The organism is Rhodobacteraceae bacterium IMCC1335, assembly GCA_039640495.1.
Classification (GTDB): Bacteria; Pseudomonadota; Alphaproteobacteria; order Rhodobacterales; family Rhodobacteraceae; genus Thalassovivens.
Genome location: CP046864.1, coordinates 448675 through 463943, shown reverse-complemented (window position 1 = coordinate 463943; position 15269 = coordinate 448675). Strand labels below are relative to the sequence as shown.

Here is a 15269-nt window from a genome sequence, read left to right as displayed (position 1 = left end):
GCAAAAATAAATTCTGGCTCAACCATAATGGGTGCGACATTCTGTCTGTAATGGTGAAGAAAGCGAGGCATCACATCATGGACGTCAAAGTATTTGCTTCTCGGGATATGACCGAAGCAATGTCCCTAAATGACTAGATAGATACAATCGGCGTGGTCGATATCTTTGCTGTGGATGATGCCCAAAAACCCAGCCTTTTCCCTAATCAGACAAATAATCAGGCATCCGGCCGGAAATTTACCGCGCAACCTGAGAGAGGTATAAAATTGCGGCTTGGTAAATTATGGCTGATTATTCCAGCCATTTCAGTTGCCAGCCTGTGGCTATCCAGCTGTCAGGGCGGCGGCTACTAGCCCTAATTATACATATGATTATACGGTATTTGCCGTCATATGATATTTCCCATTTTATTCCATACGTTTACCAGTTTTATCGTCAAAGAAATGCAGCTTGTCGGACGCCACATGAAACTGCAATTCCCGGCCCACGCGCAGCTTTACTTCTTCGGTAATTCTACTGGTTATCTCGCCAAAAGGTGCATTGCAAGTAACGATCGTTTCATGCCCCATTGGTTCGATTACCGAAGGGGTGACGGACACTGAAATAGCCGATTTCGGCTTGGTTGTAGTGCTGGCCAGTTGCATATGTTCAGGCCGGAAACCGACCGTCACACGCTTGCCCACCTTGGCCAGACATTTCGGCATCGCAATAACAGACCCATCATCCGTTTTCAGCGCCGTCCCGCGTCCAGCAGCCTCGACTATGCCGGTCACAAAATTCATCGCTGGCGAGCCAATAAACCCAGCCACAAATTGAGTTTTTGGGGTTTTATAAACTTCATCCGGCGTGCCGACCTGCTCAATCCGCCCGTTACACATAATCACAATCCTGTCGGCCAGCGTCATTGCCTCAACCTGATCATGCGTCACATAAATCGTGGTCGTTTGCACCTGTTGATGCAGCAGCTTCATTTCGGCGCGCATTTTGTGGCGCAACTTGGCATCAAGGTTCGATAACGGCTCGTCAAACAAAAACACTTTTGGCTTGCGCACGATGGCGCGGCCCATGGCAACGCGCTGTTTTTGCCCGCCCGACAGCTCGCCCGGCCGCCGCGCCAGCAACTCCTCAAGGCCCAGAATAGCCGCCGCCTCATTGGTGCGTTTCTCGATCTCCGGCTTGCCAAGCTTTTGAGCCCGCAACCCAAACGAGATATTATCAAAGACGTTCATATGAGGATACAGCGCGTAACTCTGGAACACCATCGCAATATCACGGCTTTTGGGGTGGACGTTATTGACCAGCTTGCCATCGATTACGATATCGCCGGAGGTGATTTCCTCCAGCCCCGCGACCATACGCAATGTGGTAGATTTACCGCATCCTGACGGCCCAACGAAAACCACAAATTCACTGTTCTTGATGGTCAGATCAAAATCCTGCACCACAACTGTATTTCCAAACTTTTTGGTCAGCTTGGTAATTTTTACCTCGGCCATGATTATTCCTTCCCGCCCGCCAGCTTGCGCGCCTGTTCAGTGCGATCAACATTCGCCCTGTCTATCTGCAAGCGAAGGCGTTCGATCTCATTCTGCAAGGTCTGCAATGTCACGCTGTATCCAGCCAGAGAAGCAGCCATTGGTTTTGCCCCCGGTCCGCCGGGCAAATCACGAATCTCAATAAAATAGGCAGCGCTTGTCGCCTGTTTCAGCTTGTCTTTTGATAGTGTAGGAAGTTTGCCAATCGCCGTTTCAAACGCATTTGCAAAATCCTGATAATCAACCTGATCTAGGGGAACCCCTTGGGCAAGTGAGCTTTTTGATAGCGCGTGCGCAACCCCGTGCGCCGCCCGAAAACTGATGCCCTCTTCGCGGACCAGCGTGTCGGCCAGTTCGGTAATCGTTGCCATCGAAAGCTGGATCCGGCGTTGGACGGACTCCCTGTTGATCTCCATCGCAGTGATGAAGTCGCCAAGCAAAGGCAGCGCGTGCGATAGCCTGTCAAATACGGCAAAACCGGCAGCCTGTGTTTCGCGCTCGGAATCATTCATGTCGGCAAAAGGTGTGTTATGCATCGTCTGCACAATCTGTTCCGCACCGCCCGCCGCCAGCGACAGCTTTAAACGCAGATGCTCCAGCGGCACCGGATTACGCTTTTGCGGCATGATCGACGATATCTGCACAAATCCATCAGGAACATCAATCTGGCGAACCTCAAAACCGGTCCATGTCACCAAATCCTGCACAAGGCGCCCAAGATGCAGACAGCCCAGCCTGATCGAACTGTAGCAACTGGTGATATGGTCGACACCGGCAATGGCCCCATAGGAATTTTCAACAATATCGGAAAAGCCCAGCAGCCGAGCAATCTCGGCCCTATCCAACGGAAATCCAGACGTTGTAATGGCGGCAGCCCCCATCGGACACAAATCTATATCGCCCAGCGCGCTGAGGATACGCCGCATGTCGCGCAAAACAAATTCAATCGCCGCACCCAGATAATGCCCAAGAACCGATGGCTGGGCCGGCTGTCCGTGCGTGTATAGCAGGACCACCTCGTCCTTACCTTTTTCAGCCCGGCGGATCAGCTTTTCTGCCAGCGCGGAAAATTCATCCAGCATATTCAATAGCCGCAGACGAAGCTCCATCCGAAACATCGTGTGTTCAATGTCATTGCGCGACCTGCCGGTATGTAATTTACCCGCAACCTCGGCGCCAACAATCGTGCCTAATTCCTGCTCTACGAGGAAAAACAGATCTTCAAAGCTGCCATCAAACGGTACATTTGCCCACGGCTTAGTGCGGTGAATTTCATCCAGAGCGGCCAGAATGTCAGCGCATTCACTGGCAGATAATAGCCCCTGTTTCGCAAGCATAATTCCGTGCGCAACGTTGATATCATGCAACGCATCCGAGAAAAATGTGCGATAGATGTCAAGGTCCGGCGCAAGCACGGACCGCGCGTAAACCTCGGCAGGAAACTTATCAAAGTTCTGATCCATACGGCTACCCTTTTAATCCGGCAAGCATGACGCCGCGAATGATGAATTTTTGTAAAAGCAGAAACACCAACAATGTTGGAATTGTCGCTAGACACGACGCGGTCATTACGATTTCCCAATCCTGCTGAAACTCTCCGTTGAAAGATGCAAGCCCAACCGGGATGGTGTAGATATCAGGATCGTTACTGACAATCAACGGCCAAATGAACGCCGTCCAGTTCCCCAGAAAATGAAAAATAGCCAAGGCTGACAACGCAGGCACCACTAACGGCATGGCTATGCGCCACCAAATAGCAAATTCGGACCAGCCATCAATGCGCGCAGCATCAATCATCTCGTCGGGCAAATTCATGAAAAATTGCCGCATCAAAAACGTGCCAAACCCCGTCATCAAACCGGGAAAGGCTATCCCCCAATATGTATCAATCCAACCGAATGTGCGGGACATCATATACCACGGAATAATCAGCATTTCGGTCGGAATCATCAACGTGCTGAGGATCGCAATGAAGACGAATTGACGCCCCCGAAATTCAAACTTGGCAAGCGTATAGCCAACCAACGAATCGAAAAACAGCACTGATACCGTACTGAAAGTGGCCACCCAGAGCGAGTTCAGCATCCACCGCAGAAATTTCGATTCATTCAGTATGTAGATATAGTTTTCGAGACTTGGTTGATCCGGGATAATGCTGAGCGAATAGATTTCCTGGCCCGTTTTGAAGGAGGTAGAGGCCATGAAAACAATCGGCGTTATCATGACAATTCCGCCAAGAAACAATAGCGTCCAAAGAACGATACGTCCCGGTCTCATGCGTTCTAGCCGCTGGATTATAGCCGTATTATCAGTCATCATTTTTTCCGCATAAGCCAGAGTTGCAATCCGCTTACTGTCAGCAAGATTAGGAACAGGATTACGGTCAGCGCAGACGCATACCCAAGCTTGAATTCATCAAATGCATATTCATAAATCATCAGCACAAGCGGCTTGGTAGCGTTCAACGGACCGCCGGCGCCATCCGCACTCATGGTGTAGACCTGATCGAAAATCCGTAAAAATCCGATCGTCGAAACAATCGTCAGGAAAATCACCGTTGGCTTGAGCGATGGAAGGGTTATTTCACGCAGGATTTGCCAACGGCTGGCCCCATCAATCTCCGCCGCCTCAAAATAACTTTTCGGAATGGCCCGGATACCAGCAATGAAAATCACGATCTGAAAGCCAAGACCAGCCCAGACAGCCGGGGCCATAATCGCGTACAGCGCTTGTTCAATCGATTTTAGAAACGGCTGCTGCGGGATGCCCACCCATGACAGCATGATGTTGAAATACCCAATCGGCATCGGTTGATAAAACCATCGCCATACCCACGCCATTGCCACCGAAGTGGTCAAAAACGGAATGAAATACAGCGCCCTGATCCAGTCATGTCCGAAGGTAATTTCGTTCAGCCAGTAGGAAATGAAAAACGCCACAACCAGACTGATGGGAACGCCGATAGCCGCGTATTTAACGGTATTCCACAGAACCAGCCAGAAATCCTCATCGCCCAAAATCTTCTCGTAGTTGCGAAGACCAATGAATTTTTTGGCGCCCAGCAAGTTCCATTTCAGGGTCGATACATAAAATGCCTCAAAGGTCGGATAGAACCTGATCGTCGTATAAAACACAATCGGAACCAACAAAAATAGCCATGCAGTGACAGCCAGTTTCTGATTGATCGTCAGCCTATTCCAGAATGCCAAAAACATGAGCCAGATAACACCTATAAAGAGAGGAACGCGAAAATTCTCAAGCCAAAATTCTGAAATTCAAATATTCAGGAATTCCGAAATTCGAATGTGAAAGTGTGGGCGAAACAGAGAAGGCCTTAAATAAATGGACAACACCGCACTGAATTTACCAATTGGTGTTGCCCACTTTTTACGCCAATTCAACTAGCGTACCGGCTTAGTTATCGTAGAATTCATCAAGCACTTCCTGCTCGTCTTCGGCAACTTCTGCAAGGGCTTCTGCTGGTGTCATGCCTTTCAGAACCACCATGTCATAGGCATCGATAAGCGCCTGACGCTGTGGCTTTTCTGAAATAAAGTTGGTTGCAGTCGCATAGGAAAGTCCACGAATGAACGGCCCATACATCGGGTGTGATGTGTTCGCATCAACCAGTGCAACCGACGGCTTGGCTGGCAATTCGCCGACTATGTCCAGCCAGACCTGCATCGCCTCGTCAGAGGTCAGGTACTGCATGAACTTGTTAGCAGCAGCCAGTTTCTCGCCTTTGGCCTTGGAGCTAATGCCGTTGACCCAGTAGGAGGAAAAGTTGTAGCGCGCCCCGTTATGACCCGGCAATTCTGCAATCGCAAAGTTCAGCCCGTCCTGCTGTTCGAAGCTGGAAATACGGAAGGATCCGTCAATAATCATGCCGGCATTGCCGGCTTTGAAGGCGTCCTGACCGCGATTCATAAAGCCGTTTGAACCAACTTTATGCGTTGTTTCCATGTCCGTAAGAAAGGCCAGCGCTTTTGCACCTGCATCTGAATTATAGGCGACTTTTGTGCCATCATCAGAATAAGGCTGACCGCCGTAAAGGCGTGTCAGAACTTCACGCCACCAATGGTGATCCTGCCCGTCCGTATCAATCGCATAGCCAATATTCAGATAGTTGCCATCAGCATCTTTTTTGGTCAGCTTTGCTGCATATTCAACCATCTCGTCCAATGTTTTTGGCGGACCTGAAAGACCGGCTTCTGCAAGCAAATCTGTGTTGTAGAACAGTGCCAGCGATCGCACAGCCGTGGGCAATCCCCAATATTCGCCATCAGATTCCATTGACGAAACCATCGGGAAGAAGTTCTTTTCAATCTCTGAATGAGAGAAAACCGACTTGTCTAGCGGCTGAATCAGCCCTGAATCACGGTAATCGTTCAACCATCCATAAAACAACTGCACGACATCTGGACCGTCGCCCGCAGATACAGCAATCGCCACTTTCTTGCGGTAATCAGCATATGGGAAATGTGTCTGCTTGACGGTGATATCCGGGTTGGCCGCTTCAAAATTCGCAATCAGCTTGTCAATCGCATCCACGCGGCTTTGGTATGTGTACTGCCAGTATTCGATTTCAACTGCCGACGCCATACCGGCCCACAGAAACGCTGTACCGGCAATTGTTGCGGCAAGCGCTGACTTAAACAACTTTTTCATTTTACTCTCCGTTGCGTTTTCTGTCATTTAAAGGTAATTACAACTGGTAATATTAGACACCTATGTGATAGCGTCAAAGCTTGTCAAATGAAATGTATGATCACGGAACTAAAAAATGTATAATAACCTGCCTAAACATGGCCTTCTATCCCCCTTCACCAGTCTGACCGGCTGCTTTTTGAATTGATTTAACGATGACTACAGAACCCAGATACGCCGTTTTATATGGCGCTTTAAATCAGCGGATCTCCGACGGGGAGTTCGCGGTCGGGGATTATCTGCCGTCCGAGGACACCCTTGCAAAGTCTTATAGGGTTAGCCGTCCAACGGTGCGCCGGGCGTTGGAGCAGCTCGAGAGAATCGGCCTTATTGACCGGCGGCGCGGTGATGGCACGAGGTTATTATCGTTAAAACCCACCCCAAATCTTCAATACACCACCCGTCCGGCAGATGATTTGCTGTATGGGCGCGGCGCCGAAAGGGTCGTTCGCAGGATAAGCATGATGAGCGCCAATGCGCCACTGGCCGCCAAACTGGACAACCAGCCTGGCAAGGAATGGATGCACATCCAGCAGCACCGTTGCGACAAGGACACCGGCAAGATTGTTGTCTGGGGCAATGTCTATGTGGACAGCAAATATCGTGACATCGCCGATGAGATTGGCACCTATGACGGGTTTATCTGTGACCTGATCGAAGAGCGGCACGGCGTTACGATCTCCGACATTCATCAAGAACTTATCCCGCTTATTATTCCAGACGAGATTGCCGAGGAAATGGGATTGCCCAAGGGCGCGCTGGGGCTGGAGATGATCCGGCGCTATCGCAATTCAGCCAAAAAAGCGATCGAGGTTTCCATCAATATTTTTTCCGCTGACCGCACCAATTATCAATTCACCCTCAAGCGAACCAGAAAAGTGAGTGACGCGTGAAAAAGTCCTATATCATTAATCAAGAAACGCGCAACCCGATCCGTGAGCTATATAGCTGGCTGAAATCTCTGCAATCTACATTGTGCTTTATGCAGACCGGTGCCCACCCCGATGACGAAACCACGCGGTTGCTGGCTGCGCTTTCACTGGGGCAAGGCGCTCATATTGTCTATGTGAATGCGGTGCGCGGCCAAGGCGGGCAGAATGCTTTGGGCCCGGAACGCGGCGATGCGCTGGGCTATCTTCGCACTGAAGAGCTGATCGCAGCGATGGCGTTGATCCGCGCTGATCTTGCATGGTTAGCCGAAACTGACGATGACCCAATCAGGGATTTTGGCTTTTCAAAATCCGACAAGCAGACTTTCGGTTATTGGGGCGAGGCACATTCGCTGCGCCAAATGATCAAGATTGTCAGAATGTTCAAGCCGGATATTCTGCTCCCGACATTTCTGGACGTTCCAGGCCAGCACGGACATCACCGAGCCGTGACCCAAGTGACCCTTTCTGCGTTCGATTTAGCCGCCGACGACAGCGTTTACCCTGACCTGAATTTGGGAAGCTGGCAGACCAATGCGCTGTATCTTCCAGCATGGGGCGGCGGCGGCGGATCCTATGATGATGAAGTCCCCCCACCCAACGCAACGCACCAAGTTGATACCGGCGAATTTGATGCAGTTTACGGCGGCACATACGCACAAATCGGCGAATGGTCACGGGCCAGTCACGCCACCCAAGGCATGGGACGCCTGCTGGACGAAGAAAACTGGCCAGTGCAATTGCACCAGCTAAAGACCGCATCAAACACCCCGTTTGCGGATAAGTTGACTGAAAATCTACCAACAACGCTGGCAGAGATGGCTGAATTTTGTAGCGGAGAGCCTGGCAAAAAGGCGGCCCTAAAGGCATCCGAATTGGCAGCAGAGGCACTGGCGGCGTTTCCAGATATCGCCAGCGTCATCCCGGCTTTGTGTGAATTGCAGACCTGTCTTGATGTGATGGAGGGCGAAGTTACCCAACCTCATCGCCACCGCATCCAGTTGAAAAAGACACAAAGCGCGATGGCCATGAGCGAAGCCTGCCAGATGCAGATATCCTTTGGTGTGACCCCTGAAATACCGGTAATTGGCGCCGCCGCAACTGCGCGTATCAGTTGGCATCAGGCCGAAAAGGCCGGTCTGAAAATAAATAATGCCAGTTGGCAGGATCCGCTAGGAGCCATTGATGCGTCTGGTTTTGTTGCTGATACGGAGGATGGCAAACGCCGGAGCCTTTCCTCTGAATTCAGCTTTACTGGCGACACACCGACACCTGTGATGACGGGTTGGCACGGCGTTTCGGTGCGGCCATCAACGCTGCACGCGCAAGTGGAATTCACCGTGCGCGGAACAAAGTTCCAGCGTACATTAATGCCAGATCAACCGCTTGGCAGTACGCCGCCCCTGACCGCTGCGATTAATCCGGCCAAGCAATTGGTCATTCTGAACAAGCCTGAAAACCTGTCGCTGCAACTGGCGGTTATGCAAGATGCCGCCGCGGGGGTTTCTCTTACCACAGACGAAATTACCCTGAACGCAGCACCAAATTTTGCCGATGCTTTAATAGTGAATACTGCCAACACTTTGCAAAAAGGCGCCTCTTTCACCTTTGATGTGGCACTGGCTGATAATCTGCGCCAAGGCCGCTACAGTCTGGCTGCGCAGGCTGGCGGTGTGCCTTTGCTATCATCCCAGACCCTTGCCTATCCGCATATCCGCACACAAACTCTTTTTCAGCCCTGCAAGACCGACATTGTTGCCGTCGATACTGCCTCTCTTCACGGCATTCGGGTTGGCTGGATTGATGGCGGCGTTGACCGCGCGTGGTTCTGGACCGAACAGTTGGGTGCAAGCGTGACTCAGCTGGATGATGACGCCCTTTTATCAGGTAATCTAGATGGATTTGACGTCATTGTTAGTGGTGTTTTTGCTGGCGGTACACGCCCCATTAATCAGGCTATGGACCGCCTTAAAGGATGGATGCAGGCAGGCGGGCGTTATGTCAGCCAGTATCACCGTCCGCAGGATAACTGGATTTCGGGGCAAAGTGCGCCTTATGATCTGATGCCGGGCAGCCCTTCTATCAGATGGCGGGTGACGGACGCCGACGCGCCAGTAAAAATTCTGGTGCCGGACCATGAGTTAATGGCCGGGCCTAACCAGATCACTTTGGCAGATTTCGACGGTTGGGAAAAGGAACGCGGCCTCTATTTCGCATCCGAATGGGGGGATGAATACACCCCAATTTTGGCGATGTCCGACGCTGGTGAAGACCCGCTATATGGCAGCCTTGCCCATGCACCCGTAGGCGATGGTTCGCACGTCCACTGTGCCTTGAACCTGTTTTATCAGATGGACCAGCTTGTACCCGGAGCGTTTCGCATTTTCACCAATCTGTTACAAGTCGCCCGACATTAAGCGTGCAAATGAAAAACAATAATCTTGGCGGAGTGCGGTATCTCGTTTTTAACGAGGTATTCATGCTCCTCCACATCCTGATTGTCAAAATTATCGTGGGTGATTTTCCAGCAATTCAGATCGTGTTTATCCGTTGCCTTGCCAGCAGCATCATTCTGCTGCCCCTATTTATCACGCAAAAACGGCTATCCGAAATGAACCAAGATTTAGGGCTGAATGCGCTGCGCGTGGGATTCACCACCTTGGCAATTACGATCAACTTTTTCACGATTTCACAAATCCAATTGGCACAGGTCAGTACCATCGGATACCTGCGCCCGGCAGTGGTATCTGTAATTGCATGGTGTTTCCTTGGCGAACAGCAAAGCTGGTATCGCTGGGGGGTGATTGCGGCAGGTTTCGCCGCCATTTGGCTAATATTCAGTCCCGAAAGCAGCTTTCTGCAACTGGTGGCATTGCTGGCGGTTGCGGGAATGTTTTGCGGTAGCGCCGCGACTATCTTGCAAAAACATTTATCAAAAACGATGCGCGACTTGCCGCTGATGGGCTGTTATTCAATCGGCGTCGCCATCACATCATGCCCATTTGCGCTGTATTTTTGGAAACCCCCAAGCGTCGAAGCCTGGATATTGATGATTATGACCGGGCTATTAGCAACCAGCGCCCAGCTATTTTTCATCCGCGCATTTCGTAATTCCGAAGCATCATTTCTGGCCCCGATGTTTTACTTTCACATCATTCCCGTCACCGCCATCGGCTATTTCTTTTTCGATGAATTGCCAAGCAAAAACACGGTCATCTGCGCATTATGTATTCTTGCAAGCCTGATCGGCATGGCCGTGTTGGAAAAACGGCGCTCCACATCAATGGCTTTGATTTCAGGATCTTCCAATATCACTTTGGGTTTTCTCAGAAAATCCACTGAGTAACTTCTGTACCTGAGCATGTTTTTCCCATGGTTTAATTACAGATAATTAGAAGAAAGTATCACAACGTCTTAAGTCAATGTTTCAGAGGAAATGAACTTGTAATCAAAGTAAATACTCCAAAACACTTTTCCAATCAGGAAACCTCTTGGTTCCAAAGTGAATATGCTCACCCTGAAACTCTGCTGCCCCATTCACCGTTCTATCATCAATCAAATAGTCACCTAGATTGAGATGCTTGTGTTGGGAAAGTATCAGTCTCTTTCTTGCAGACACACCTAGATGTTTTTTGACCCATTGATGCTTGTCGCTCCATGCACTCGTATTATCCCATGGTGGCGTTGAAAGGATGTAACTGTCATAAACCTTCGAAAGTGTTTCAAATGCGTCCAGAGCACCCTCTAGCGGTTTCATGAGTGAGAAAACTCCAGGCACTGCATACAATCTTCTCTCGTATTCTTTTTGCGTTTCTTGAGAGAGTTGAGCGATCCCAGAAGGATAATCAACAAGGACACCATCCATATCAAAGTATAAGATTTTCTTTTTCATGTGAGGTGCCTTTTTACCTGATTAATTACTTAGAGTTTGGAATTGATGCAGTTTGCAACATCGGAACATATTGTCCAAGGCATGCATTCCGAATGAGTTCACTCTGAGAGAGGTTCGTGAGTTTCCCCGCTCTGTCCAGAATGTCTTTGAGGTAATCATCATGACGGAATGATGTTTTGATGTAGTGGGTTGAATTCTTCATTTTGAAACTCCTTTTCTTGCTATTTAGGAGCAAATGAATTCACTGGTGCCAAAAGATACATACCTCAGGGAAATGCTTTTAAGATGAGTTTCTAAACACAGTCTTTTGACTACAGATTGAGTGAACAGTTCAAACTGCAGTTTCTGCAGCAGGTTCCTGCATAACTGAATCAGTAACTAACAAAAATCGAACAATTCAAGAATACTCAAGAAGAACCCTGTACCTCATCAATCACGCGTGACTGATGTTTAAAAACTCTGCTGCAGATTTTGTTTCATAGACAAATTTAGTGTCTTCAAAGGTTGTCAGGATCTGTCGCATTGCATCAGGTTCTGACTTTGCAAACACCAGTTCTTCATCAATTTCTTGATTGTCTCCATTCACATACGAAACATAAAACGGTTGCAGGAACGGTTGAGTCATTTGAATGTCCTTCCTGAACATTGTTGCAATGAACATATAAAGAATACGCAATTGGTTCAGGATTAGATCAGTCTAGGGATCTCTGGAGTGGGTTTACTTAGTTGACTTACTTATCTGTTCAGCAAGTTCTTCATTCTGTTTTGACATCAAAGAAATCATGTTTCCTAAGTTCATAACTTTATCCTCAAGAGACTTTGATGATTTCATTCTAGAGAACTCACTAGAGATTTTTGATGTTAGGTTTTTGATTGTAGAAATATTCATTTGAAAATCCTTAATTTGAAATTGATTGCAGAGGTGTTTTGAAGACACACTAACCCCGTTGCGGGATTAGCATGTCTTAGAGGTTTGCATATGGCATCTCTTCAACACATCTGACTTACGAACCTACCGAAGTAGGGAGGAGGGTAATCCGATTTCCTTTACCGCATCTAACGCGTAACTACGGGAGCAAGAGAGTGCATGTCAGATAGCATCTCTCCCACCACAGGTATTTTTCACCTGAATCCTGACAAATAATTCTTAGGCACCGATTTCTGTCTTTGGTGCATTTCATAATAAAGTAGATTTCAGTCACCCACCTGCGATGGAACTTCAATTAATGACTGAGAATTTCAAAATTGGTTTTGGTCACCACCCAAGTCCAACGAGGACGTACATTACTATATATAAAAAATTATTCGTTAAATTTTCTGAAATTAGACATAATTTACAATATGTTACAATAATGCAACAAAGATTTACTCAGGTGATTAAAATTCGGTTTTCTGCTCTTCAGGAGGTGCTCTAGCAATCTTACAAAGCGAAATATGGGACCCACAGATTTAAACCTTCACCAGTTTTAGGAGGGGGTATCCCAAGAATACTTTTGTTCTTATTCTATCAGTCTCACTCTCCTAGTATCTGTTTTTAAGAGTTGGGTTTAAAAATGAGGAAATTACTTTTTTCTTTCTAATTACTTTTTCTAATTCCTAATATTGTGTTGGGAGGAATAGTAGAAATTTATTCTCTCAATCAGATGGATGATGATAGAGGGTTTTGCATCGATATCAGAGGGCACAAATCGAAAGCGAAAGTAAATCGAGGACTGCAAGCGCATACTTGTTACTCATACCAAGGAGAGGTTGCTGTCGATCAAGGGTTTGACACTAGTAAGTTGATGGAGAACCAATTTCACTTACCCGCATTTAATGTCTGTATGGAAGCGGCATCAGTTACTGCATCGGCATCTTTACAACTGACCAAATGTCGGGATCGACAACTCCAGAGGTTTGATTGGGATAAGGAAGGTAGAATTCATCTTATGGATGATGAGAATCTATGTCTTACCGTCGCTCAGAGAGAGTCTAGGAAAGGTGGGGGCGGGTCTCCTGTTTATCTCATCAGAAACCTCTCAATGGAAATTTGCAGCGATACACTCAAACCATTTCAAAGGTGGGGCATGAGAGCGGCAGACTAGGTAACCTCCCTAATTCCGACAGTGTCACAATTAAAAGTTACTCAGACGCGAATGTTTGCAGGTTTTTAATCTGTGCAGGACTTCTCTCCATGAACTTTAGATAGAACCTTTCGAGTTGATTTACGGAGGTTCCTGCGTTCTTTGCAAACTCATAGATGTTGATTGCACCCCCACTCTTTCTCAAGCGTGTCTGGAGTGCATAATGCCTCAGTGAGTAGAATGAGCGTGGGTTTCCATCCTTATCAAACTTGAGATTTTCCTTCTCAACCACATGATTGAAAAACCTCTGTCCAATTCTGGTCGCAGTCTCTCTATTCTTCATCTTTGGCAAAAAGATGTAATCCTCTGGAGAATTGTAGTCGGGATTGCATGCTTTTAATTTCTGGTAAAACTCCACACCATATTCTGTGGACGCACTCAATCGCTTGCCGGTCTTTCCATCGACATCAAGTTGAATATGTGGTGGGTTGTCTTTGATCTCAATGTCGTGGTGTTTCAGACCAAATGCTTCTGTCTTAATTGGACGAAGATAAGAATGAACAATCAAAAGAGAGAAATAATAAAATTCAAGCATCAAGCGATTACCCCTAATGACATCGCCTCTTTCCGCTGCACTTTTAATGCCCCGCACAAATTTTTTATATTCTGCCTCTGTGAATGTGACCCTTGGATTGTCTTTGATGGAGAACTTCGGAATTAAAGGGATGCTCAGGATGACGCCTGCTTCTGCTGCAAACTTTAATACTTTTCTAATGACCACACCGTGTTTGTTCTTAGTGGTTGCAGCAAGCGGTTTCTCTCTATTTTGATCCAGAAGACTAAAATAATCTCGCATTAGGGGCGTTGTTATTTCGGTTACTTCTTTGCTGCCAAAGAATGCATTTAAACCATCAACGGGTCGCTCAATAAGTTTAAGATCATCTATCAAGAAACGTTCACTACGCTCCTGCCCTACCATTGATTTCTGGTGCTCAGATAATTTGGCGGCATAATTTTTAAATGATGTGAGCGAATTATGGCGGGTGTATTTACCTTGATTAGTTTTGAAATCTAAAAGGATTTCATATGCAACTTCTTCCGCAGTAATTCTCGATTTTTCTTTGGTAGATTTCCGCACATATTTCTTTGTTTTGGGAATTAAAATCCGTGCAAACCAGTACTGTGAATTACCAGTTTTATAGATCGCTAAACCGGACTGTAATTTCTTCAGATGTGTAACTTTGTTCTTCGACATTGAGACCCACACGAATCTGTTTTCTCATATGATCTTAACATAAATACTGTGTAACTCTGTGTAACTTTATGAATTACCATTGCATTTCTATTATTATATTGTTTTTAATGGGATTTTTGGTAGCGGAGGAGGGACTTGAACCCCCGACACGCGGATTATGATGTAATGCGTCATAATTTAAACACATAAAAACATATGCTTACAACATCATTATCATGATGTGCTAATAAATGCGCTAAACTCTACCACACGGAGTGCAGAATCTCCCTGTTCAACACGCACAATCTGCCTCAAAATCTGTATGGCGTCCAGCAAATCATGTTGCGATAACTACCTATAAAGCCGCCCTGCCCGCTTCAAGTGGTTTTATCTGATCGTGCCTAAATGCGGAACTGATGATCAAATTATGCAAAAATGAAGGCAAGATGTGCAGTAGATTACGAGTTTAAGATTTTTTTTCGAAAGGCAAATAATTGCTTATTACCGAACGCAGAATTAAATTTATTGCCAACATTCGGAAAGTATCGCTTTCATAGCACAAGGCGGGCAAAAACACCGTCGAAACGAGCAGCAATCGACCTAAGGCTTTCCTTTCTCCCACGGGAAGCCTTTATTTTTGGTAACTCCACCAAAACCGAACCGTTACATGACTTACGCCAACGCACCGTTCATGAAGAAGGTCCTCCACATTACGAAGAGAAAGCGGAAATCGAACGTACATCATTACTGCAAGTCGGATGACTTCAGGGCTGGTTTTAAAGTAGCGAAATGGGGAACGTTTTGTCATTCGGCATGGTTACAAATTAGCCCTGCCCGCTTCAAGCAAGTTTACTCTGACAGTGCCCCGCGATCTGTGTAGAGCGGGCTTTTCCGTGGCCGAATTCAGAT

At 47.4% G+C, this 15269-nt stretch carries 14 protein-coding genes and 1 pseudogene; 5 read left to right on the top strand and 10 right to left on the bottom strand.

Features of this window, described 5'->3' with window-relative positions:
* Nucleotides 1-152 precede the first annotated feature (152 nt).
* On the top strand, nt 153-353 hold the full coding sequence (locus tag GN241_02230) for a hypothetical protein (GenBank protein ID XAT56276.1): 201 nt from the start codon (nt 153-155) through the stop codon (nt 351-353).
* 54 nt (nt 354-407) lie between these two features.
* Here GN241_02230 and ugpC read toward each other — a convergent pair whose 3' ends face one another.
* The 5 genes from ugpC to GN241_02205 form a co-directional block, all read right to left on the bottom strand.
* Complete coding sequence (gene ugpC, locus GN241_02225; GenBank protein ID XAT56275.1) at nt 408-1496, bottom strand: sn-glycerol-3-phosphate ABC transporter ATP-binding protein UgpC; 1089 nt, start codon at nt 1494-1496, stop codon at nt 408-410.
* A 2-nt stretch (nt 1497-1498) separates the two neighbouring features.
* Nucleotides 1499-2998, bottom strand: coding sequence for an argininosuccinate lyase (gene argH / locus GN241_02220; protein XAT56274.1), 1500 nt, complete (start codon nt 2996-2998; stop codon nt 1499-1501).
* Between the two features lie 4 nt (nt 2999-3002).
* Nucleotides 3003-3851, bottom strand: coding sequence for an ABC transporter permease subunit (locus GN241_02215; GenBank protein ID XAT56273.1), 849 nt, complete (start codon nt 3849-3851; stop codon nt 3003-3005).
* Nucleotides 3851-4750 (bottom strand): ABC transporter permease subunit, encoded by a 900-nt coding sequence (locus tag GN241_02210; protein XAT56272.1) that lies wholly within the window; start codon nt 4748-4750, stop codon nt 3851-3853. The genes GN241_02215 and GN241_02210 overlap by 1 nt, the downstream gene beginning before the upstream one ends.
* A gap of 199 nt (nt 4751-4949) precedes the next feature.
* The gene (locus GN241_02205; protein XAT56271.1) at nt 4950-6203 is read right to left on the bottom strand and encodes an extracellular solute-binding protein; all 1254 of its coding nucleotides are present in this window, start codon (nt 6201-6203) and stop codon (nt 4950-4952) included.
* 194 nt (nt 6204-6397) lie between these two features.
* On the opposite strand from GN241_02205, the gene GN241_02200 reads away from it, so the two are divergent.
* Genes GN241_02200 through GN241_02190 form a run of 3 tightly spaced genes read left to right on the top strand, consistent with a single transcriptional unit; the run spans nt 6398 to nt 10517 of the window.
* Complete coding sequence (locus tag GN241_02200; protein ID XAT56270.1) at nt 6398-7135, top strand: GntR family transcriptional regulator; 738 nt, start codon at nt 6398-6400, stop codon at nt 7133-7135.
* Entirely contained in the window at nt 7132-9588 is a 2457-nt protein-coding gene (locus GN241_02195; GenBank protein ID XAT56269.1) for a PIG-L family deacetylase, read from the top strand. The genes GN241_02200 and GN241_02195 overlap by 4 nt, the downstream gene beginning before the upstream one ends.
* Nucleotides 9589-9596: 8 nt before the next feature.
* Nucleotides 9597-10517: an EamA family transporter gene (locus GN241_02190; protein XAT56268.1), complete on the top strand. Its 921-nt coding sequence runs from the start codon at nt 9597-9599 to the stop codon at nt 10515-10517.
* A 102-nt stretch (nt 10518-10619) separates the two neighbouring features.
* On the opposite strand, the gene GN241_02185 is transcribed toward GN241_02190, so the two are convergent.
* The 3 genes from GN241_02185 to GN241_02175 all read right to left on the bottom strand — a co-directional run bounded on the left by GN241_02185 (nt 10620) and on the right by GN241_02175 (nt 11952).
* Complete coding sequence (locus tag GN241_02185; protein ID XAT56267.1) at nt 10620-11063, bottom strand: hypothetical protein; 444 nt, start codon at nt 11061-11063, stop codon at nt 10620-10622.
* Nucleotides 11064-11496: 433 nt separating this feature from the next.
* A complete protein-coding gene (locus GN241_02180) occupies nt 11497-11688 on the bottom strand; it encodes a hypothetical protein (GenBank protein ID XAT56266.1) in 192 nt (63 codons plus the stop codon).
* Between the two features lie 93 nt (nt 11689-11781).
* Complete coding sequence (locus tag GN241_02175) at nt 11782-11952, bottom strand: hypothetical protein (GenBank protein XAT56265.1); 171 nt, start codon at nt 11950-11952, stop codon at nt 11782-11784.
* Between the two features lie 754 nt (nt 11953-12706).
* On the opposite strand from GN241_02175, the gene GN241_02170 reads away from it, so the two are divergent.
* Nucleotides 12707-13147, top strand: coding sequence for a hypothetical protein (locus tag GN241_02170; protein XAT56264.1), 441 nt, complete (start codon nt 12707-12709; stop codon nt 13145-13147).
* A gap of 37 nt (nt 13148-13184) precedes the next feature.
* Here the strand turns inward: GN241_02170 and GN241_02165 are convergent, their stop codons facing one another.
* Nucleotides 13185-14381: an integrase gene (locus tag GN241_02165; GenBank protein ID XAT56263.1), complete on the bottom strand. Its 1197-nt coding sequence runs from the start codon at nt 14379-14381 to the stop codon at nt 13185-13187.
* 622 nt (nt 14382-15003) lie between these two features.
* Nucleotides 15004-15168, bottom strand: a pseudogene (locus GN241_02160) (IS6 family transposase).
* Nucleotides 15169-15269 lie beyond the last annotated feature (101 nt).